This window comes from Candidatus Methylobacter favarea (genome assembly GCF_902806695.1).
GTDB classification, from domain to species: domain Bacteria; phylum Pseudomonadota; class Gammaproteobacteria; order Methylococcales; family Methylomonadaceae; genus Methylobacter_B; species Methylobacter_B favarea.
This window is the reverse complement of sequence record NZ_CADCXN010000058.1, coordinates 1-20,238: the sequence shown is the minus strand read 5'-3', so window position 1 is coordinate 20,238 and position 20,238 is coordinate 1. Positions and strand designations below refer to the sequence as shown.

18 protein-coding genes and 1 pseudogene are annotated in these 20,238 nt (G+C 47.8%); 3 read left to right on the top strand and 16 right to left on the bottom strand.

Going from position 1 to position 20,238, the window contains the following annotated elements; all coding sequences use genetic code 11:
* Positions 1–29 precede the first annotated feature (29 nt).
* Positions 30–1,766: a phosphohexomutase domain-containing protein gene (locus HUX64_RS08075; RefSeq protein WP_174625726.1), complete on the top strand. Its 1,737-nt coding sequence runs from the start codon at positions 30–32 to the stop codon at positions 1,764–1,766.
* Between the two features lie 33 nt (positions 1,767–1,799).
* Here HUX64_RS08075 and thiE read toward each other — a convergent pair whose 3' ends face one another.
* The 3 genes from thiE to HUX64_RS08060 are packed head-to-tail and all read right to left on the bottom strand — an operon-like array spanning position 1,800 to position 4,839.
* On the bottom strand, positions 1,800–2,417 hold the full coding sequence (gene thiE / locus HUX64_RS08070) for a thiamine phosphate synthase (RefSeq protein ID WP_174625725.1): 618 nt from the start codon (positions 2,415–2,417) through the stop codon (positions 1,800–1,802).
* A complete protein-coding gene (gene thiD / locus HUX64_RS08065) occupies positions 2,414–3,205 on the bottom strand; it encodes a bifunctional hydroxymethylpyrimidine kinase/phosphomethylpyrimidine kinase (protein ID WP_174625724.1) in 792 nt (263 codons plus the stop codon). The genes thiE and thiD overlap by 4 nt, the downstream gene beginning before the upstream one ends.
* 47 nt (positions 3,206–3,252) lie before the next feature.
* The gene (locus HUX64_RS08060) at positions 3,253–4,839 is read right to left on the bottom strand and encodes a peptide chain release factor 3 (protein WP_174625723.1); all 1,587 of its coding nucleotides are present in this window, start codon (positions 4,837–4,839) and stop codon (positions 3,253–3,255) included.
* Positions 4,840–5,291: 452 nt separating this feature from the next.
* Between HUX64_RS08060 and HUX64_RS08055 the strand changes: the two genes are divergently transcribed.
* Positions 5,292–5,540, top strand: coding sequence for a hypothetical protein (locus HUX64_RS08055; RefSeq protein ID WP_217426470.1), 249 nt, complete (start codon positions 5,292–5,294; stop codon positions 5,538–5,540).
* Between the two features lie 111 nt (positions 5,541–5,651).
* Here HUX64_RS08055 and HUX64_RS08050 read toward each other — a convergent pair whose 3' ends face one another.
* From HUX64_RS08050 to HUX64_RS07995, 12 genes are all read right to left on the bottom strand, one after another.
* The gene (locus tag HUX64_RS08050) at positions 5,652–6,011 is read right to left on the bottom strand and encodes a hypothetical protein (RefSeq protein ID WP_174625722.1); all 360 of its coding nucleotides are present in this window, start codon (positions 6,009–6,011) and stop codon (positions 5,652–5,654) included.
* A gap of 203 nt (positions 6,012–6,214) precedes the next feature.
* Positions 6,215–6,880 (bottom strand): class I SAM-dependent methyltransferase, encoded by a 666-nt coding sequence (locus tag HUX64_RS08045; protein WP_174625721.1) that lies wholly within the window; start codon positions 6,878–6,880, stop codon positions 6,215–6,217.
* Positions 6,873–7,256, bottom strand: a complete 384-nt coding sequence (locus HUX64_RS08040) for a GtrA family protein (RefSeq protein WP_281355261.1) — start codon at positions 7,254–7,256, stop codon at positions 6,873–6,875. The genes HUX64_RS08045 and HUX64_RS08040 overlap by 8 nt, the downstream gene beginning before the upstream one ends.
* A gap of 100 nt (positions 7,257–7,356) precedes the next feature.
* The gene (locus tag HUX64_RS08035; RefSeq protein WP_174625720.1) at positions 7,357–7,758 is read right to left on the bottom strand and encodes a GtrA family protein; all 402 of its coding nucleotides are present in this window, start codon (positions 7,756–7,758) and stop codon (positions 7,357–7,359) included.
* Positions 7,755–9,041, bottom strand: coding sequence for an NAD(P)/FAD-dependent oxidoreductase (locus tag HUX64_RS08030; RefSeq protein ID WP_174625719.1), 1,287 nt, complete (start codon positions 9,039–9,041; stop codon positions 7,755–7,757). The genes HUX64_RS08035 and HUX64_RS08030 overlap by 4 nt, the downstream gene beginning before the upstream one ends.
* Before the next feature lie 2 nt (positions 9,042–9,043).
* A complete protein-coding gene (locus HUX64_RS08025) occupies positions 9,044–9,982 on the bottom strand; it encodes an NAD-dependent epimerase/dehydratase family protein (RefSeq protein WP_174625718.1) in 939 nt (312 codons plus the stop codon).
* Positions 9,975–11,975 (bottom strand): phospholipid carrier-dependent glycosyltransferase, encoded by a 2,001-nt coding sequence (locus HUX64_RS08020; RefSeq protein ID WP_174625717.1) that lies wholly within the window; start codon positions 11,973–11,975, stop codon positions 9,975–9,977. The genes HUX64_RS08025 and HUX64_RS08020 overlap by 8 nt, the downstream gene beginning before the upstream one ends.
* A 318-nt stretch (positions 11,976–12,293) precedes the next feature.
* Entirely contained in the window at positions 12,294–14,444 is a 2,151-nt protein-coding gene (locus HUX64_RS08015; protein ID WP_174625716.1) for a hypothetical protein, read from the bottom strand.
* Position 14,445: 1 nt separating this feature from the next.
* Entirely contained in the window at positions 14,446–15,201 is a 756-nt protein-coding gene (locus tag HUX64_RS08010) for an SDR family NAD(P)-dependent oxidoreductase (RefSeq protein WP_174625715.1), read from the bottom strand.
* Positions 15,202–15,203: 2 nt separating this feature from the next.
* Positions 15,204–16,502: an FAD-binding oxidoreductase gene (locus HUX64_RS08005; RefSeq protein ID WP_174625714.1), complete on the bottom strand. Its 1,299-nt coding sequence runs from the start codon at positions 16,500–16,502 to the stop codon at positions 15,204–15,206.
* Positions 16,496–17,929, bottom strand: coding sequence for a UbiA family prenyltransferase (locus HUX64_RS08000; RefSeq protein WP_174625713.1), 1,434 nt, complete (start codon positions 17,927–17,929; stop codon positions 16,496–16,498). Before HUX64_RS08000 ends, HUX64_RS08005 begins: the two co-directional genes overlap by 7 nt.
* A gap of 318 nt (positions 17,930–18,247) precedes the next feature.
* Positions 18,248–19,219: a glycosyltransferase family 2 protein gene (locus HUX64_RS07995; RefSeq protein WP_174625712.1), complete on the bottom strand. Its 972-nt coding sequence runs from the start codon at positions 19,217–19,219 to the stop codon at positions 18,248–18,250.
* Between the two features lie 654 nt (positions 19,220–19,873).
* On the opposite strand from HUX64_RS07995, the gene HUX64_RS07990 reads away from it, so the two are divergent.
* The gene (locus HUX64_RS07990; RefSeq protein WP_174625711.1) at positions 19,874–20,128 is read left to right on the top strand and encodes a hypothetical protein; all 255 of its coding nucleotides are present in this window, start codon (positions 19,874–19,876) and stop codon (positions 20,126–20,128) included.
* Here HUX64_RS07990 and HUX64_RS19655 read toward each other — a convergent pair.
* A pseudogene (locus HUX64_RS19655) lies at positions 20,125–20,238 on the bottom strand (IS1 family transposase); the annotation flags it as partial. The gene HUX64_RS07990 and the pseudogene HUX64_RS19655 overlap by 4 nt on opposite strands.

The following is a 20,238-nucleotide window of genomic DNA, read 5'->3' as shown; positions in this document are numbered from 1 at the left end:
CTGACAGAGCAAAGTTAACACTTATGCCAATGCGCCCAAACCAACAAAAGTCTCTACGCCAATGTCTTGCCTATGAACCTCGGGAATTACAATTTGGAACCAGCGGCCGAAGGGGAGAAGTTGTTCATTTAACGCAACTGGAAGTCTTTATCAATGCAGTGGCAGAACTGGAGTTTCTTCAATCGCTGTCTAAAGCCGAAGGCGGCATAGCGCGGGGTGAGGAATTCTTTTACGCCCGTGATTTGCGGCCCAGTTCCAGCGCTTATGTTGCCGAACAGCAGGGGCGGGGCGAACTGGCCCAGGCCATTGAGCAGGCCATTCTCTATGCGGGAATGATACCGGTAAATGAAGGCATGATTCCGACCCCCGCGCTTACCCATTATGCCCTGGCGCAGGGCAAGGGCAGCATGATGGTGACGGGGAGTCATATTCCGTTTGACCGCAACGGTTATAAAACCAATACGTCGCGGGGCGAATTGCTCAAGCAGCATGAAAGACCCGTCAACGAAAAAGTTAAAGAAGTCAGGCAGAGGTTTTACGAGCAGCCGTTCGATGATTCGCTATTCGGGGCAGACGGGCTTTTTAAAACCGGTTCAAGGGCATTATCTGTTGAACGCCGTGAAGCGGCTTCGGCTTATATCCAGCGCTATGTCGATTTTTTCGGAAAACAAGCGCTGGCCGGAATGCGGCTGTTAACCTATCAGCATTCAGCAGTCGGGCGCGATATGCTGGTTGATATTCTCCGCGCCTTGGGAGCAGAAGTCGTTATTGCCGGGCGCAGCGAAACCTTCGTGCCTATCGATACCGAAAACATGGACGCAGGGCAGCTTGCCGTCATTCAGAAATTGTACGATGAGGAGGCTGCTCAATACGGCCAGTTTGATGCCGTTGTTTCCACGGACGGCGACAGCGATCGTCCGCTGATACTCGGCGTGGAAGCTGAAACGGCTACCGTACATTTTTTTGGCGGCGACCTGATAGGCATGCTGACAGCGGAACTATTAGGCGCCGATGCCGTGGTAGTGCCGATAAGCAGCAATGACGGCATTGATCGCGGCAAGCTGAAAGATATTATCGAAGCCAAAACGCGAATCGGTTCGCCCTATGTGATTGCCGGCATGGAAAAGGCGTTGGCTCGGGGTAAAAAAGCGGTTTGCGGCTGGGAGGCTAACGGCGGCTTTCTCACCGGTTCCGATATATTCCTGAATGGCCAAGTATTAACCGCCCTGCCCACGCGTGATGCGGTTCTGCCCATTTTGGCCGTGCTGTTTATTGCCCGGCGGGATGGTGCGCCCTTGACTGAAATCTTTACGCGTTTGCCGAAGCGCTATAGCCGGGCGGCGCTTATCAAGCAGTTTCCAAGAACACTGGGCCTGGAGATCGTGAAACGCTTTTCCCCGTCTGATGAAGCTATTCAGACGGCAGCTTTTTTGTCCGATGATAAAATCGTTTTCATGAATGAAAATAATAAGGAAATAGCAGCGGATACCGTGCAAAAAAAAGCTTTAGAGACGATCAGGCAAGAGCTGGAAGTTTTTTTCTCGCCGGAGCTCGGCTTCGGAAAGATAGAACGCATTAATTATGTCGATGGCGTGCGGATGTACTTCAGTAACGGCGACTTGGCGCATTTGCGCCCTTCAGGCAATGCTGACGAACTGAGAATTTATGCAGTCGCGGATACTCAGGGTCGCGCCGATAAAATCGCCGCCATGGCTATCGCCGAACCTGACGGACTTTTGCGGCGCCTGGCAGCTTATGTTCGCTAAATATGCCGCGTCGGTCAAAAGCCAAGCAAGAATCTACGATATAAACAATGCCTGATAAGCCCGGGCCGATTGCTCGGGCTGAGCGTCAAATATTCCTCCGATAACCGCTAAAAAATCTGCTCCTGCGGCAATTAATGGCGCCCCGTTAGTCGGCAGAATTCCGCCTATGGCGACAATCGGAATCTTTAGCGCAAGTTTAGCTTTTTTCAGCGTTTCAATATGGGCAGGTGCAGCCATGGGTTTTGAGGAAGAAGGAAAGAAACGCCCGAACGCAATATAGCTTGCGCCGCGCGCTTGCGCCTCTACAGCCAGTTCGATAAAGTTATAGCAGGAAACGCCGATGATAGCGCCAGCGCCTAAAAACTTTCTTGCCTGAGCAGTATCTACGTCTCCTCTGCCGATATGCACGCCGTCAGCGCCTGTGTTTGCAGCCAGCTCGATATCGTCATTAATAATTAGCGGGACATTCGTTTGATGACAGATTTTAATTAACTCTCTGGCAATAAAGGGCGCGTCAGTGGGATTTTTATCGCGGTACTGCACTATGACTGCCCCGCCCCGAACGGCAGATGCAACTTCATCAATTATAGTATCGCCGGATTTATTTTCAGTCTGGGTGATTGCATACAAGCCGCGGGCTGGAAATTTCATGGGTCTTCCTCCATCCAGAAAAAACGATTGGGAATATGTTGGCCTTTGCCCGGCTGAAAAGCGCTGTTTAAGGAATTCCAGGTATATTCCTGAGCTTCGGTAACTGCTTGAAAAGGCTCCAGCCCATGCGCAATTAAAGCCGCAATACTGGCGGCCAGCGTACAGCCGGAACCATGATAACTGGCCGGCAGCCTGTCCCAGGTGAATGTTTCCAGGCAGCGATGATCATGGAAGAGCCGGTTGCTGACGGCGGGTGTCGTTTCATGAGTACCGCTAATCAGCACGTAATTACAGCCTTTTTCCAGCAATGCCAGGCCGCATTCATTCAAGTCATCAAAGCCTGCAAGTTTACGGGCTTCTTCACTGTTCGGCGTTAACACGGTCGTACAGGGCAAAAGCAGGTCAATAATAGCAGCAATAAGCCGGTCATTTGAAAGCTCGGCGCCGCCGCCCGCAGCCAGAACCGGATCCAGAATCACCGGAATAAGGGGGTATTGTTTTAATAGGGAATGAATGGCTATTGCGGTTTCATCATGCCCGATTAAACCGATCTTGAAAGCGCTGACCTGCAAATCATTTAATAGGGTGTTCGCCTGACTGACGATGTCTTCCGGATGTTGAGGAATGAGTTTTTTTACATTCCGCGTATCCTGTTCCGTTAATGCAGTAATAACGCTCGCGGCATGACAGTGATGGCTGGCCAGAGTCTCAATATCCGCCTGCACGCCGGCGCCGCCGCTGGGATCATGGCCTGAGAATGAGAGAACGGCAGGGCGGGGGCGGATCATCGTATATTACCTTTCTATGGCAGTCAGCCTGCCTGATATTCTATTACTTACAGTTCCCGCGTCGCGCTGAATTTAATATCCGGCCAGCGTTCTTCGGTCAGTTGCAGGTTCACCCGGCTATTGGGCAGATAAACCAGATAGCCGCCGCCATCCTCAGCCAGATTATCAAAGGCTCTTTTCCTGAATTCTTCAAGTTTGGCCGGTTTGTCCGAGCTCACCCAGCGCACCGTTGAAATGGGAACAGTATCATAAACGCATTCAACATTATATTCCCCTTTAAGCCGGAAGGCAGTGACATCAAACTGCAGAACGCCTACCGCGCCCAGTATAAGATCATTATTCTTCAGCGGCCGGAATAACTGCGTCGCGCCTTCCTCGGTCAGTTGCACCAGACCTTTTTGCAACGCTTTGGACCTTAACGGATCTTTTAATACCACCCGGCGGAATAGTTCCGGGGCAAAATAAGGAATGCCGCCGTATTTAAGCGTTTCGCCCTGCGTGAAAGTATCGCCTACCTGAATCGTGCCATGATTGTGCAAGCCGATAATATCGCCGGGGTAGGCTTCTTCCACGTTTTTTCTCGTGTCGGCCTGAAAAGTGATCGCATTGGCGACCTGGGTATTCTTGCCGATGCGCACCTGATAGATTTTCATGCCTTTATCAAATTTGCCCGAACAAATGCGTAAAAACGCCACCCGGTCTCTATGCGCCGGATCCATATTGGCCTGAACCTTAAACACAAAACCGGAAAATTTATCTTCCTCGGGCAATACCGTGCGCTGTTCTGCCTGCCTGGGTCTTGGCGAAGGCGCATATTCAGCAAAAGCATCAAGCAATTCAATAATCCCGAAATTGTTAATCGCCGAACCAAAGAAAACCGGCGTTAAATTGCCGGCCAGATAGTCGTCAAGATCAAATTCATGGCTGGCGCCTTTGACTAATTCAATCTCATCCCTTAATTCTTCAGCCTGGTCTTTTAGCAATTCATCCAGCTTTGGGTTATTCAATCCGCGGATAATCTCAGCAGCTGCTATTTTCCCGCCATGCTGCGCACTGAACAAATGAATTTCATCTTTATATAAATGATAAACACCCTTAAAGCGCTTGCCCATGCCGATTGGCCAGGTCATGGGCGCGCATTTAATTTTCAGGACAGCCTCGACCTCATCCATCAGCTCGATCGGCTCCCTGCCTTCCCTGTCCAGCTTATTAATGAAAGTAAGAATAGGGGTAGTGCGCAAACGGCAGACTTCCATTAAATTAATCGTCCTTTCTTCAACGCCCTTGGCGACGTCAATTACCATCAGCGCGGAATCGACTGCGGTTAATGTTCGATACGTATCCTCGGAAAAATCCTCATGCCCCGGCGTATCGAGCAGATTAATCAGGCAGTCTTTATGCTCAAACTGCATCACTGAAGTCGTCACCGATATACCCCGCTCCTTTTCCATTTCCATCCAGTCGGAGGTCGCATGACGCGCGGCCTTACGCCCCTTTACCGAGCCGGCAAGCTGAATCGCGCCGCCGAACAGCAGGAGTTTTTCGGTAAGCGTGGTTTTTCCTGCGTCAGGATGAGAAATAATGGCAAAAGTTCGGCGGCGTTTTATTTCCGCGGCTATTTCAGTGCTTGACATGTTTTATAAATAAATATGTACACTAACAGGTACATAACAAAAAGAATGCCCGCTAAACGGGGATAAATGAATGAACGAAGCTTTGTTTATTATTTTTGCAGAGGCAGATAAAGAAAAATATAGCGAATAATTCTACAGCATCGGCAAACCCAACTTTAAATACGCCTGTATCATGTTAAGTGGTGGATTTTTTAAATCTTATAGACGTTAAATATAAAGCTTATGATTTTACCTAATTTATAAACATTAAGTAAGCCTCAGACACTTCCATTTAACAATAGGTTGAAGATGTCCTGTATTTTATTGGCTATTAAAATTGCTTTCATCGATATTGCTGGTAGTTGCCGGACCCATGCTAGACTTTCATCAGCTGGCTGAACTATTATGCAATCCGCCCCTCCTGATTTTGCCTATCACTTACCTTAAGCCAAGACCTTTAAAATAATACCAACATGATGAAATTAACCAGGAAATTTTTGGCGTTATTGGCTTTGTTATATCTTGCGCTATTGTGCGCTTGCGCTGAAGTCAAGGATGCGGGAAAAACAATTGGTCATACGACGCGAAATGTCGCGAGAGAAATCGGCCATGGCACGCGAGATGTAACCCGAACGATTGGTCATGGCACTCGGGATACTGTCAAGGCGATAGGAAAAGGCACAAAGGAAGCCGTGAAATCCGTAACTGACGATGGGGAATAAACGCCTGATTCAGGAAGTTGATCGCTGGCATTAGCTGCCAGCCGCCCTTTGAAATTTCTGACCCTTTGGCTTTGGAGCTTTTCCCGCCATCTTTCCTGGCAAGCATCGGGGCTAGGCAACCAAACGCAGAACCGCCACAATCAGACCGCCGATAGCCAGCAATGTACCGAAGCTCCAGCGTATTAACTGCCTGATTTCCTGATGCACACCCAAGATTTCCTGATGCATCTGTTCAAAGCGCTTGTCGACCTGTTCAAAGCGCTTGTCGACCTGCTCAAAACGCTTTTCCATTTGCCGGAAGCCTTCACTCATCAACTCGCGCTGGTGCTTGAGCTCTTCTTCCACGCGAATGACCCGTTCCCGCACCTCCAGCTCATAGCGCACATTGGCATTCACGGCTTCAGGCGCCTGGGCCATCACCTTTTTGATCAAGTCCTGAATCTGTTCGATATCTTCCTGAGCCAATGCCATCTTCCAAACCTCACTGCCAATCAATAAGCTTCACTATAGCAAAATACACTCTTAACTTTATATTAAATGGAGCAGGTAGGGCAAGGTAACGGAAAGAGCCGAATGCCTGGCTTACTTCCGCTTTGTAGTCCTGATTGGCAGCTTCTATTGAAGATCCGAGCTTGCATCGGGATTAAATAAAAGGTCGTGATTGCGCCAATCAATCAGAAGGGTTTTTGAGCGACAATAAAAAACTGCTTGCCCAGAAATCTCCAGGCGAAAGGCATTTTTAGGTAAAGCCAAACCAACCAGGGGTGGGTTGGCAGGGCGCCTTGAGTGGTAAAGGGCAAAAAGCGATCAATACAGAGGCGTATGTTAAACCCTTTTAGCTGCAAAGCTTCACTTAATGATAGATGAGTCAGCCCCAAATGGTGGTCATAGAAATCCCAGTATTGACCGGGCAAATACCGCAAATTAGGCCCCAGGACAAGATATTTTCCACCCGGTTTGAGAGCAATCATCACTTGATCCAGAAATTCGTCCAAGGTTTTCTTATCTGGCAAATGCTCTAAAAAATTAGAGGTGAATACAGCATCCGCTCTCCCTGCGATTACCGAGCCCAAACTTGTAGCTTTGCACTGATGAAATTCGATATCGGCGTCCAAAAACTTCAAGGCATCAGCATTCAAGTCCACAGCAATTTTTTTATTTGCCGAGATATTGTTAAGGAACTCGCCATAACCGCATGCTACATCTACAACGGTATCCGATGCTTTTATAAAACGCTGAAGAAAGCTTCGACATATCACTTGCCAGATCGCTTTTTTGCGCGGCAATTGATCCTGGGCAAAGCGTATTTTATACAGCTCAGACAACTCAGTGCTATTCATAACGCCTCTCCTTGAAAGCAAAAAATTTATATATCAGAAACGTGGCAAGCATAGGCAATGAAATAGCAATAGCATGTGCCAATCCTTCAGAATGACTTGTCATTCCAACAGTTTTCAGCCAATTATTAACTTTTACTGAAACCAGCCAGATCAATGGGAAAAACGATAAATTCACCAAAACAAAATCTCGAGCTTGTGTGTGCATTGCTTTTTCTGATTTTGGAAATATAAAGACGCTGTTTAACAGAAAGGCCACCGTCATTCCAACAATATAGGCACTAATAACCGCCCAGGAAAAAGGCATCCAAATGCTCAAGAACATGCGCGCCAGCCAATGTAGAAGCGCAGCCAGACCTCTTACAGCAAGAAATCCCAGAAACTGTCTGGTAAAAAAAATACTTGATCATAAAATCGCCTGTCTTCGCTAGCCTTCGACCAAAGCCCATAGAGCATGCCTGATTTTCATTAACAGGGCCTTATCGGAACGACCAACGCTTGTGGCCAATGTAACTGGTGAACACGGGTACAACTACACCGACCGCATGGGCGATTTCTGGCACGAATAACTTTACCTCCAGCGATGGCAAGAGATAATACGCCAAGCCCATGCTGATGATCCAAGTTTGCAGTACTGCAACCAGATTCACCAGAATAAAAAAAGCAGCAGAACGACGTATTGATTGTTGGCTCGCCTTGAATACAAAAAGCTTGGCCAGTACGAAGGCGGTAATCATCCCTGTGATAAAGGCAAGAAGCACGGAAGTAGAAAAATTCAGCCACTGACTGTACATAATTCTGGAGCCAAAATTGACTGCTGCGGCAGTCCCCCCAGTCAGCAAAAAAAACAGAAACTGCCGCGATATAAATTGCCGAATCATACCACCGCTTCCCTAGCCAATCCTCGACCAAAGCCAATACTCTCGGATATTCCTCTATCCTCAGGATAGTAATAAGAGGTATCAGCCACCCATAAGCCTTTAACGGGCAGCGCAACCGGAGGCAGTTTATCCAGATAGCCAGGATCGCAAATCGGCTGCGCATAGCGGTAACGGCTGGCGCGCAGGTCGATGAAATCTTCATCGCATAGATCAGGATTGATCTTCTTCAAGTAGCGGCGCACCTTGTCGAGGAAGGCTTGATCCGGTTCAGCAAATTTCGGGTGCTCGCCCGGCATGTAAAATGGCACATAGACGATGTGCTGATCGAGCGGCCGCAAATTGGTGTACTCCACGAGGCCGGGAATATCCATCTCCGGGTCATTGGTGTTCAACCAGAAGTTCCCGGTCACGGCCTTGCGCAATTTGACGATCACACAGACCACCGCGATATTCTTGATAGCCTGAAAACGCTGCAGAACGTCGACCGGCAAATCGGGCATCAGCCGGGATACATAGGGCAGGGGAATAGTACTGATCACCTTGTCGAAAATTTCGACTTGTCCTGCCATTTCCACGCCCTGTACTTTGCCTTCATCGATGACAACTTTGCTAACCGGAGATTTGAGGCGAATTTCGCCGCCATGCGCTTCAATATCGGCGCGCATGGCTTGAAGCAGGGTTTCCGAACCGCCTTCCAGATAGCCCAGTTTCTCGCGGAACAGACTGTAGCGCGACCGCCCGATGCGCCGAATCCGGCTCCATATCCAGGCCGCTGACAGATTGTCAGTGTATTCGTAAAACTTGTAGTCGAACAACCGGCGCCACATGACCTCGTAAGCCTCCTTGCCCACCCAGCGCTTGATCCAGCCAACAGCTTCGACATAATCCAGCGGCTTCCAGTCATTGCGTTTGGTCGACATAAAAGCATGAAGACCATAGCGGAGTTTGGCAATAAGACTTAACCCCCGGAACTTGAGGAGAGCGATGGGATTGCCCCAAGGCTGCAGTTGGCCCTGATACCAGTAACCCATCTTCGTTTCTACCCAGCGCATCTTGCCGGCCAAGGCCAATTCGTCCAGTACGGCCAGGAAAGCATGGTCGGAGATGCAATGAAAATGGTAATAGCGTTCGATAGTCAAGCCGGAAAAATCAAACGCAGCGGTCATTCCTCCCACCCTGTCATCGGCTTCAAAGACAATCGGCTGATGGCCATCGCGGGCCAATTGGTACGCTACAGCCAGGCCCATGGGCCCTGCGCCAAGTACGGCAATACGCTGCTTCATATTCAAAACTCCAGGACCACTTTGCCGTAAGTCGGATCGTTAAAAGTTTCATCGATGGCTTTGGCGAAAGGCGTATAAGGCACGCCAAAAATACCGGGCCAGTCGATTACTTCAAATTCATCTTTGGCGCCGAGCGCGGCAAGTTGTTGGGTAGTGAACGGCGGATTTTTGTCAAAAAGCCCCCAAATCCAAAGCAACGTATAAAACAGGCTATAGGGAATCTTGGCAATCAGAGCCCTTGCACCAGTCGCATGCTTTATCTCGCGAATAATATCGATGTAATCAACCTTCTCATGGCCGGAAATATTGTAAATGCCGCCGGCAATTCTATTTTCAATGCAGCTGATGATGATGTTGCAAAAGTCTCCAACATAAAGCGGCTGGCGCATATAGCGGCCGTGCCCCGGTATCGGGAAGACCGGCGCCTTCTTCATGAAACGGGAAAGCCAGCCCAGATGCTTGCGATCAAACCAGCCGAACATCAAGGTCGGGCGCAATATCGGGCAAGAAATGCCGCTTTCCAGCACCCTGCGCTCCTGCTCCTTCTTGGTATTGGTGTAGAAATCATCGGCGACCGATTCCACTACCGAAGAACTGATATGAACCAAGTAGGGCGCCTTGTTGATTTTGACGGCATCAAGAATTAAACGAGTAGAATCCAGATTGTTGCGGACAAATTCCTGATAATCATTGCCGCCGATTTGAGCCTGCAACATCACTACAACTTCAGCATCAATAAAATGCCGCTGCCAGTCACCGGGCTCGGCCAAGTCGGCATACTCAACCGTGATATCCGGCTGAACCTGTTTCAGGACGGCCAGATTGGTTCGATGCTTGTCGAGAACAACTATATTTTTATAGCCTTTGGCCTTTAAACGGGCCACAAGATTTTGTCCAACAAGGCCGGCGCCGCCGGGGAGGATGATTCTTTTCTTATTCATTGAAGCCTTTATTGTTTAATGAAACTTTCTTTTGAAACTGGCATTGCTCCAGAAAACCTTGGTTTAATCTGGCGACACCTACAACATATTCACCAGCAAGAGAATTCGTATTTATTATTCTTGAAAATCCGCTGTAATCTAAATTGGGTCGGCCGAAATGGGTATTGACATCAGGACGATTTACTTGCACTGTCTCAAAAAAAACAGGTTCGCTATTTTTTGTTAATGTGACGTAAACTTTTTCGGAGAGAATTCCTTGCTTTCCTGATATGGTCGTCCAACCGGCAATATTTAAATAGTTACGTTTGCCAGCCTGTGACTCACCGGCAACATCAATACTGCCTTCACATTTTGTAGATGAAAGCTTTAAAGATGGATTTAATGCTACTGCTTCAGGAAACGCCAGAAAACAACCATGAGTCTGTCCGATTTTCCAATGCCTATTGTTTGACGACCACTGTATGAGGCTATCAAGATTTTGTATGAGGGTATCAAGAAGATTTGGGGCCACACCCGTAAGACATACAACAATGCCGCCCAGTTGTGTTTCTTTGATGAAGTATTCTGGATTAAGGGATATCTTTTCATATTGCTTAAAGGATTCCGGTACGGTAAAAGATTTTCGTTCTGCAAGGTAAGCAAATGACGAGCTCCACCTATTGCCGAAAGCAACAAAATATTTTTCTTCAGGTATTTCTCTCTTTAATATTTCCGAAACGGCATAATCGCGCGAATTCGCTTTATTAAATTCTGTTTTAATAATGGCCAGATAGTCCTTGGAAAACCAGAAATAATTGGACGCTACCATGATTGCGGCTAGTATAAATAAGATGATTTTCTTTTCAAAATAACTCATTAATATGTGGCCTATAGCTACTGAGACCGCATATATGATAAATATTAAATTTCCTGTTTGATAGTAGGTATGGACAATATGAAGATTAGTGAATAGAAATAAAGGAAGTAACCCCATTAGAATTGAAATTGCAATTATTGATTTTACTGATTTTTTGGCATGTGAAAACAGTGCAATCATCAGAATCGCTATGCCCAGCGCTCCGGATAAATTCCGCTCAAATAATCTTTTCCCGATAACTTCGCTGTAAAGGCTAGTTGACAGCCTTTGGCTCATGCTGCCCCAATTCCACGTGGTGAGCGCGCTGGAAGTCAATTCTATACCAAGATCATTCAGTGACTTGATCTGGTCGGTATATAAGGTCCAAGCAATTCCAATAAGCAGCGGGATGCCAAAATAAACCAATGCCAACATGATTTTTTTTGACAGTAAAAAAGCCTTTAAGGATTCGGCGTCTTTAATGTTTAAGAGTACATAAGCAAAACTCAGTAAAGCCAATACAGGCAAGCCGGTTGTTGCTTTCTGCAGAATGCTCAACGAAATAAAGCCCAAAAAGAGAAAGGAATTCTTTAATGTATTTTTTGCTTGAACTATATCAATAAAATATTTTATGGCGGCTATGGAGAAAAAGACTGCCGCTGTTTCGATCATAAAAGTACGTCCCCAATAAAGATATAAGGGACTGGAAAAGAGCAGTGCTGCAAAAATATAAAAAACCCATTGAGAAAGATTCAGATTTTTTGTAATGGATCGGGCTGGAATAAGGCAGAGAGCTAAAAATAAAAAGCTTACAACACGCCCTGTGGCGTTTAATGAATACTTCGTTATCTGGGATGCCAACGCAACTATGTACTGATAGAGGGGGAACTCAAAGGGGATGCTCCAGGGCGGGCCTGCTACCGGGGTTTCATATGCAAAACTAAAACCGTTTTTTACAAGCCAATACGCAGTCAGCGCTGTCTGCGTTTGTCTAAAAGAATGTAAGTCGAGAGGAATCTGGGTCGCATAGTTGATGGCGACGTATAGCGAGTATGAAAAACAAAATATGGCAAGCAAAACTATCAATATCTCGCTCGCAGAGATGTTTTTTAATTTATATATTGTATTCATCGATAAGAAAAATTCATGTGGCTTCATATGAATATCCTAAGTTTATATTTACGGAACGATTCGTGTAGCACTTAAAACTACTTTTTCCAGATGCCGGGACAATATTAATGTTTTGTTTTCCAATTTATCTTGTAATAGTTACCGGAATTTTAAATTGCGGGCAAATTTGTAGCTCGCCGGACATTTTTATAGCAAGACCGAGAGTATATTTGCCTTATAGACAGCCTCGGGCAGAGTTGCCTTATCCACAGAAGCAGCGAGCCAGTCATTAACTTCTAACAAATTTGATACTGAAAATTGCTTAGGGACGGCCGACATATTGTTAACTGCATCAATAGAGCCGTCTCATTTTTCTGCCATTGTTATCCTGGAAGCAGGCAACTCGTCATCAAATCCATCAAGTTTATAGATTTTAGAGATATCGATTGGAGCAGGACGTTTGATTTGATTGAATGTAACAGTATATTCATCGTTCCAAAGGCTGGTTCTGCCATCACGCGGCACAATTGCTATCGCCTTAACCAGCTTGCCAGCCAGAAATCCTTTTTCGCCATATAACTTGAGAAACTCGGCGGTATTTTCGATGAGCGGCGATATTAAAAAACCCGATTTCGCCATACCGGCAATGATCCGGTACTGTTTTATCAGACCATTTTTCAGTTCAATTTCTATTTGCAGTTGACTTGGCTTGAAAAAAATACTAGCTAAACGCCCCAGAATAGTTGATTTAATCTCGATCTGAGCAAATATGGGTTGGCTTGAGTGCGGTAAATTAACACTTTCTCCAAAAACATGTTTTTCACTTGTGAGATTCAATGGTTCTTCAATTTCGTCGATGCTTTCTTTTTTTCGGAGGAATAAAAAATTATTTTCCATGAAGGATGGCTGATAATTAATCACCAGTATTGGCCAGCTTGCCCCGTCTTCAATTGAAGGAAGTCTTCCATCAATCGGTTCCACTCTAAAAATAATATTATCTGGTGCCCGGTTCCCCAAGAGATGCTGTCTATTTATCTCAGCCAATGCGGGTGTATAAGCGCCTAAACTCTGAAATATGGGGCGAGGCGACCACGTGTTTCCCGAAGCAATCAAATAGGCTTGGTTGAAGGAGTAGATATCGGTAGTGCCTGGCAAAACAGGAAAGGATGCCTGCTCCCGAAGGGAGGTTACTGCGGCATCGTAATCAAGCCTTGGCCAGTTTTTGTTTTCCAGTCTGTTTTTAATGCCGTGCCATGCTGGGGAATAAGGAAGGTGAATGTTTTGAGAAGCAATTAAAAGCTGAATAAAACTTTCCAGTCCAATGACATTATAAATCTGGAGAGCTTGGCTGTATCTGCTGAGCGATCCTGGAGTATTAATATCTAATTTTTTCTCAATTAATTTATCCTGGAAAAATACACCTGGGATGCTATATGTTAAATTTGTAAGCAGGTAAAAAAAGACGCTGATTACCGCAATGGAAAAGGTCTTTTTAGTGTTCCAGTCCTCGCTTTCTGCAAAAAAAAGTAGAAATAACGAACCAAAAAGTAATGCATTAGACGCAATTAATCCATGATCCCCGTGGCGTACATATCCCGCCTTAAAAGCAATAAATAAAAAAACAGAAAAAGCGCAGAGTAAAAACAGTCTTGAAATGCTGTTTATTTTTCTCTCATTAAATACCGCTAACAAAAGCAGAGAAGTTATGACCAGGTACAGAAACACTTCATGAATGAAGCCTTCAGTGCCCATAGCTTCGGTGTAGCCCGAGATTATGGGCTTCATATTAATAAAATAATCTGGCAGGGTTGCTGCAGACTGCCCAGAGGCTATCCACAATAGAAGCATGGACATCACAGGGGATGCGAGGCAAATTAATGCAAGAAATTTTCTTTTGCTGAGGATAAAAAATACAGAACATAGTACAGCGATAGCAGCGCACAAAGTAAGGACTGATCCTTTGACCAGGGTAAGCAAACCGAATGGTGCAAACAGTAATGCCGCCACAAGTGGAGAATATTTCCTTACGGCCGCCATAGTATCTTCTGGATGCATCATCTTGAAGCTGGCTAATGCAACAAGAAGGGGATATGAAAATAGCAAAGAGTCTCTCTGGTCTCTTGAGTCCATCAATACTAAGACGGCGCAAAAAGCCAGTACCCAGCGCCATTGAACCTTTTTCATCAACAGAACAATACAGGCCCAGTAGGACAAAGCCAAATACAAAGTTCCGCTAACCATCATAAAATCAGTGGAGGGGTGGTATGACTTCGTGAAAATAGACGCATAGGGGCCAAAGGTATAGATGATTTCCTTGCCAAAGGAAAGCCGCTGAGCCGTTGCCTGATTCATTCCCAATACCCACGACGGATCAAAACCGGCCGCCGACATTAGAGGAGAAAATGGCACAAATACAGCAATGATTGTAAGCAGTAACACCAGCCATAAAATGGCGTTAACTGTTGAGTCTAATTTTCCTGAGCTGAATTTATTCATTATTGCGTCAGGCGCAGGCATCTCAGATTTCCAGTTTATTGAAAACAAAGCGGGGCAGGTGACGAATTACCATCATGATCAATGCCCATTTAGCCGGTACATACACAACCGGTTTGCCTTGAGTGATTCCTTTAACAATTAACTGAGCAACATTCTCTACACTGGCAAGACGGGCGCCTTGCTGTTTTAAATGCGCGGTCATTGGCGTATCTGTCGGCCCAGGCTTGATGAGAACTACCTTAACGCCGGTATTTGCCAGACGGTGCTGCAGCCCCTGCGCGTAGCGTGTAACCAAGCCCTTGGCTGCGCCATAGACATAATTTGACTTGCGCCCTCTGTCACCCGCCACCGAGCCGATCATCGCCAAGGTTCCACGATTGGCTTTTTGCATATGTCCGGCAAATGCTTCGGCAAATAGTACGGGAGAGATTCCATTCACGGTCAGCGCCTCATGGCATGCAGTCAAGTCCTGCTGGCAAACAGCCTGATCAGGCAATGAACCATGGGCGATTAGTACGATGTCTACGGACCCTTCGGCAACAATGCCATCAACCAGTTGGCGAATGGCGAGCGGATCAATGAAGTCTGCTTCAAGTATACGAAAAACGGATTGCGGACTGCGTACGCGCAGATCGGCTGCCACTCGCTCTGTTCTGTCTGAATTTCGACCGATTAGCGTCAGATCTACTGCTGCTTCACTCACCCATAAACGCGCGCAGTGCTCAGCAATGGCCGAGGTTGCGCCCGCGATGACGATTTTTTTTTTATTGTCTGTCATGTTTAGTTTTCCATCAAGCGCCTTGAGAAGGCTGAGCTAATGCCCGGGTCACGGTATTGAATAAATTCTTTTAGGCGAGGATAGCCTGACTCAAAAAGGTCGCGCGGCATACGCGCGTCCTTGGCCGGGTATATCCGCCCCCGGGCCTCACGGACGATGGCGTCCAGCCGCTCGAAAAGCTTCAGCGTTCGCTCACCCTGGTTTGGAAAGTCCAGGGCCAGAGTCACGCCAAGCTGCGGAAAGCTCATCATGCCCACAGCCTGACGATTACCGAAGGTTTTCAGCACGGCCAGGAATGACCCCTCGCCGGAACGGGCGATTTCGCCCAGCATAGCCCGCACCGCTTCGCGTCCAACCTCACGAGGGACAACACTCTGGTACTGAAAGAAGCCCTTGGGGCCATACATTCGATTCCATTCCAAGAGGTTGTCGAGCGGGTAAAAGAAGGATTCGTAATGAGCGATGCCGCTGCCCGCTTGCCTTTTTTTCAGATTGAAATAGGCCATGTTGAAAGGCCGCAGGGAAAGCCTATTAACCAGGGATATCGGCGGCACCAAAGGCATAGTCAGCTTGCGGTTTTTTGGCTCCGGGCGATGATCTACATGGGCGGGATTGCCGCGCATGAAGATCCCGCGTCCAACTTCTCCAGAAATGCAGTCTACCCAGGAAACAGTATGTTCCCAGTCAGCTTCTGAATCGTCAGCCAGACGGAAAAACTCGTCCAGATTCCCATACGGCACGGTTTCGGTAGCCAGCCAGGGGCCCGGCACCCGGCGCAGTTGAATTTCGGCTTCAGTGATGACGCCGGTCAGACCGAGACCGCCTACGGTAGCGGAAAACCAGTCGGGCAGAAGATCAGGTCCGCATTCAGTGGCTGCACCGTTGGTACGGATCAGCTTGATCCGTTGAACGTGATCGCCAAAGCTACCTAAAACATGATGATTCTTGCCGTGCACATCGTTGGCGATGGCGCCGCCCACTGTTACTAGTTGCGTTCCCGGAGTAACCGGAAGAGTCCAGCCTTGCGGCATGACTAATCGTTGAATGTCACGCAACAGCACGCCTGCTTCACACGCAAGCAGGCCCGTGCTCTCATCAAAGCTGATAAAGCGATCTAATCCAGTGGTATTCCACAAAACGCCATCCGGATTCAGGCAGACGTCGCCATAGCTGCGCCCCATGCCGTGAGCAATACCTGACCGGCTGCTTTTCAGTTGCTGAATTACATGATCGCGATCAGATAGAGCCACAACCTCGTGCTGCCGCTTGCTCAATCGTCCCCACGACGAAACCGCTACCATGGCCAACCGACCGTACCGATTGCCAAGACGCCTGCAAACACTATTCCTGCCAGCAGGCTGGCTTTGTCTTTTACGGCAAAGACCAGGGGATCATCATGCATTTCGCCCCGATGGGCCCGCATCCACATCCAGCTCACCCAGAACAGCATGACAGGCACCGCGCCCCATACGAATTCCGGGGCTCGATACAGCTTCACGACAGCATCGCTATTAAGATAAAGCGCCAGCACCAGTACGGCGGCGTAGCCGGAAGCGATGCCCAGCGTCTGCACCAGCGGGGCATCTGAGGAGTAATAACCGCGTCCGTGCGTCTTTTGCTTGCCATTCAACAACTGCACCTCCAGCTCTGCATAGCGTTTGACGAAGGCCAGCGATAAAAACAGAAAAACCGAAAACGCAAGCAGCCAGAATGACAGACCCATGCCCGCAGCGGCGGCGCCGGCGACAATGCGCAAGGTATAAAGCATCGCCAGAATCAGGCAGTCCACGAGAATTATACGCTTGAGCCCCCAGGAGTACCCACAGGTCACGACAAAATAAAACAGCAGCCATGGTAAAAAGTCGCCTCCTGCATGTTGAGCCAATGTCAGACTGGCAAGCAGTAACAGGGGCGCCAGGGCCACGCCTATCCAGGCCGGAACCAGACCTGAGGCAAAGGGTCTTTTGCATTTGCGCGGATGCTGCCGGTCACTCTCCAGATCCAGCAGGTCATTGGCGATATAAACCGCTGAGGCACATAAGCTGAATGAGATAAAAGCCAGAAAGAGCGTCAGCCAGGTATCGGGGCTGGTGAATTGATGCGCCGCGAATAAGGGGATGAACAACAATAAGTTCTTCATCCACTGGTGCACACGCAGCACCCGGCACCAGGTTGTAAAGCCACGGCCAGGCGAAGGGAGCACGTGTGTCACCTCACAGTAACCTCCCGCTTTGCGGGCCAGATTCGCAGACCCATTGACGACCACTGCCCTTCTGGCGCATTGCCACACCGCCAGATCTGCGCGCGAGTTGCCCACATAATCAAAACCGGCATGGCCAAAACGTTCTTCAAGGGTTTCGGCCTTGTGTTTTCCAGCCAGATTTGTGGCGCCATCGCTTGCCATTACTTCGTCAAAAATACCGAGGTGCTCCGCAATTGCAGTGGCGATGGAGTGATCAGAAGCGGTGCACAAGATCAACTTTCGACCGTGAGCCCGCTGCTGCTTTAACCAGTCTAACAAATCCTGATTATAGGGCAGGGAAGTCGCGTCAAAATCAGTGCGGTCGGCCAGATTCTTCTTGAGCGATGCCTTGCCTTTCAATAACCAAAAGGGAATGCGCAAGGTGTCAAACGGGTTATCGCGCAGGGCTCTCAATGCGGATTCATGCAGCATGTCTGTGTGGATCAGCGTTCCATCCAGGTCAACCACAAGAGGATGCAAGCTCAAAATTCCCTCCCGCATAGCAAGTGAATATCACTCTTTTTGACTGCCGCTACATAAAATCCACAAACCATCATAGCAAAAACTCCCCGCTGTTTAAAAACCTAATAGGTACTTCCTTCCTGCTTGCCCTAATTAATTAAAGTGCTGAATTGGATCAAAAACGGTAAAAACAGGTCCTGGCCCAAGAATAATCAGGCAAGCGGATCAAAAATCAGCCGCCGTCTCCAGATGAAATTTTTCTAAAGCATTCTTAAGGTATTATTTATCCAGTCTACCTCATTTTTGAAGCGAACCCGGCGTAAATTATCCGCGCCCGCCAGTCTACCGGCGCATACTCCGGAACAGGCGCTTATCCAGCACCCGCCAAATCTCGCTTACGGATGCTTTCCGGCTGTTCTGGATCTGTTGGCGCTTTGCCCACGCCTGAGGCAAGCCTTTTACCGCATCCTTCTTGGCGCGCAGAATCACGCCGCCTTGTCCGCGCGCCATGAATACCACGATAGTGACTACGTTAAGCAGCAATTGCAGAGGCAGCAGCATCCAGAACAAGGCGCCCGGCATATTCTTTACAAAAGTCCAGACCAGATTGCGATGGCCGTGATAGACTGAAAAATCACTGTGCCGGCCGCCCGTCGTCCCTGATCCGACATGATGCACCACGGCATCAGGCACTAACAAACAGCGATGACCCAGTAACCGCAAGCGAAAGCTTAAATCAACATCTTCGACATAACAAAAGAAATCCTCGTCAAAACCTCCGACTGATAGAAGTGCTTCTCTTTTATAAAGCGCCGCCGCCGCACAGGGTGAGAAAACTTCTTGCGGCTCAAGTGCGGCCTCATAAACAGGCTGGCCATGCCCTTTGCGCCAAACCAAACCGCTGATATGGTAGATATCGCCATCACCATCCAAAAGCTTACTGTTCCCCTCCATTAACTGCCGGCTCGCAAACATCGTATAGCCCGGATAGTTTTTAACGGCGTTTATTAATTGCTCCAGCCAATCCGGATCGGGGAAAGCATCAGGATTAAGCAAGCCCACCCAATCAGATTCATCAAGCAACTTTATGGCCTGGTTGTTCGCCGCGGCAAAACCTAGATTAGCCTGATTCTGAACCAGCGTTACATTCGTATAACGCACACATAGATCAAGGAGGGGCGGTTGATCGCTGGCATTATCAATGACCAGCACCTTGAAATCCCGGAATGTCTGGTTCTGAAGCTTTTCCAGGCAATGCGATAGCATATCCCAGGAGTTCCAGTTGACGATAATCAGTGATATAGACGTGTTCAAAAGACCGAAGAATCAGGTTTTGGGGTCAAGCGGCATATATGACCTGTTTTTGTGTTGGCAATGCCAAGGCGCATCAATTATATAGGCATTCGGTTCCCAGCTTTTCCCTCCTGGATTGGCTCATAATGCGATCCCGTATTTCATCGCTGACTGCTCAATCGGAGCATTTTTATTGCTGAAGATTATTACATCCTCTTTCTTTTCAATCATTGTTTATATGCTTTTCCACTCTGATAGACCCAGGCAAAAAGCGAAGGCCACGCAAATCCCCTGATTCACTAACAGGCAAGTTGTTATTTCTATGGTGAAATAAAATCTGATGAAATCTCTTGATTTCACTTACTTTGTTTTTTTCAAGGGGATTGAGAGACTTATGCAGTTACTACCACTAACCAAAGGCACTGACTGTCCATCCACCTCAACCGTCAGCGACTCCAGCAAATTATCGCCCTGTCGCGGCAACAGTTCCAGCATGAGAAAGCTTCCCTCTTCGCTGCTAATCGGCCATTCAATACTTGATAAGTCATTCGGGCCGCTCCAGCGAAAGAAAGCTGCACCATTGTTTTGCTCCGGCTCATACCAATTCCTGATTAGCAGGGAGTTTCAGCTAATCCGCCAGGCCAGGCTATCCTGTCTGAGGCCTTTAAGGAATCTATGAATAAGTTGATTCTACTCATGGTTCGACAGGCTCACCACGAACGGCTTCGACAGCCTCACCACGAACGGCTTCGACAGGCTCACCGCGAACGGCTTCGACAGGGCTATTCTGAGCGTAGACAAAAGACTTGCTACGAGCCGAATCAACACAAACCGTTCGTCCTGAGCCTGTCGAAGGAAGCCTGTCGAAGGAAGCCTGTCGAAGGACTTAATCAGGGATTCCTTAATAATAAGGCAGGTATTGCTAATTAACTATAGATAATCTCATTATTTCTTTTAGCCATCAGAAGCCTTACGGAATATTCCAACATCTTTTGGCACTTGCTGTAGCATTTTGACTTGCGGCGCAACCTGGCAAGGAA

Coding starts and splice junctions, on each gene's coding strand:
- HUX64_RS08075 (WP_174625726.1), top strand. CDS start 30: ATGCGCCCAAACCAACAAAAGTCTCTACGCCAATGTCTTGCCTATGAA.
- thiE (WP_174625725.1), bottom strand. CDS start 2,417: ATGAAATTTCCAGCCCGCGGCTTGTATGCAATCACCCAGACTGAAAAT.
- thiD (WP_174625724.1), bottom strand. CDS start 3,205: ATGATCCGCCCCCGCCCTGCCGTTCTCTCATTCTCAGGCCATGATCCC.
- HUX64_RS08060 (WP_174625723.1), bottom strand. CDS start 4,839: ATGTCAAGCACTGAAATAGCCGCGGAAATAAAACGCCGCCGAACTTTT.
- HUX64_RS08055 (WP_217426470.1), top strand. CDS start 5,292: ATGATGAAATTAACCAGGAAATTTTTGGCGTTATTGGCTTTGTTATAT.
- HUX64_RS08050 (WP_174625722.1), bottom strand. CDS start 6,011: ATGGCATTGGCTCAGGAAGATATCGAACAGATTCAGGACTTGATCAAA.
- HUX64_RS08045 (WP_174625721.1), bottom strand. CDS start 6,880: ATGAATAGCACTGAGTTGTCTGAGCTGTATAAAATACGCTTTGCCCAG.
- HUX64_RS08035 (WP_174625720.1), bottom strand. CDS start 7,758: ATGATTCGGCAATTTATATCGCGGCAGTTTCTGTTTTTTTTGCTGACT.
- HUX64_RS08030 (WP_174625719.1), bottom strand. CDS start 9,041: ATGAAGCAGCGTATTGCCGTACTTGGCGCAGGGCCCATGGGCCTGGCT.
- HUX64_RS08025 (WP_174625718.1), bottom strand. CDS start 9,982: ATGAATAAGAAAAGAATCATCCTCCCCGGCGGCGCCGGCCTTGTTGGA.
- HUX64_RS08020 (WP_174625717.1), bottom strand. CDS start 11,975: ATGAAGCCACATGAATTTTTCTTATCGATGAATACAATATATAAATTA.
- HUX64_RS08015 (WP_174625716.1), bottom strand. CDS start 14,444: ATGCCTGCGCCTGACGCAATAATGAATAAATTCAGCTCAGGAAAATTA.
- HUX64_RS08010 (WP_174625715.1), bottom strand. CDS start 15,201: ATGACAGACAATAAAAAAAAAATCGTCATCGCGGGCGCAACCTCGGCC.
- HUX64_RS08005 (WP_174625714.1), bottom strand. CDS start 16,502: ATGGTAGCGGTTTCGTCGTGGGGACGATTGAGCAAGCGGCAGCACGAG.
- HUX64_RS07990 (WP_174625711.1), top strand. CDS start 19,874: ATGAATAAGTTGATTCTACTCATGGTTCGACAGGCTCACCACGAACGG.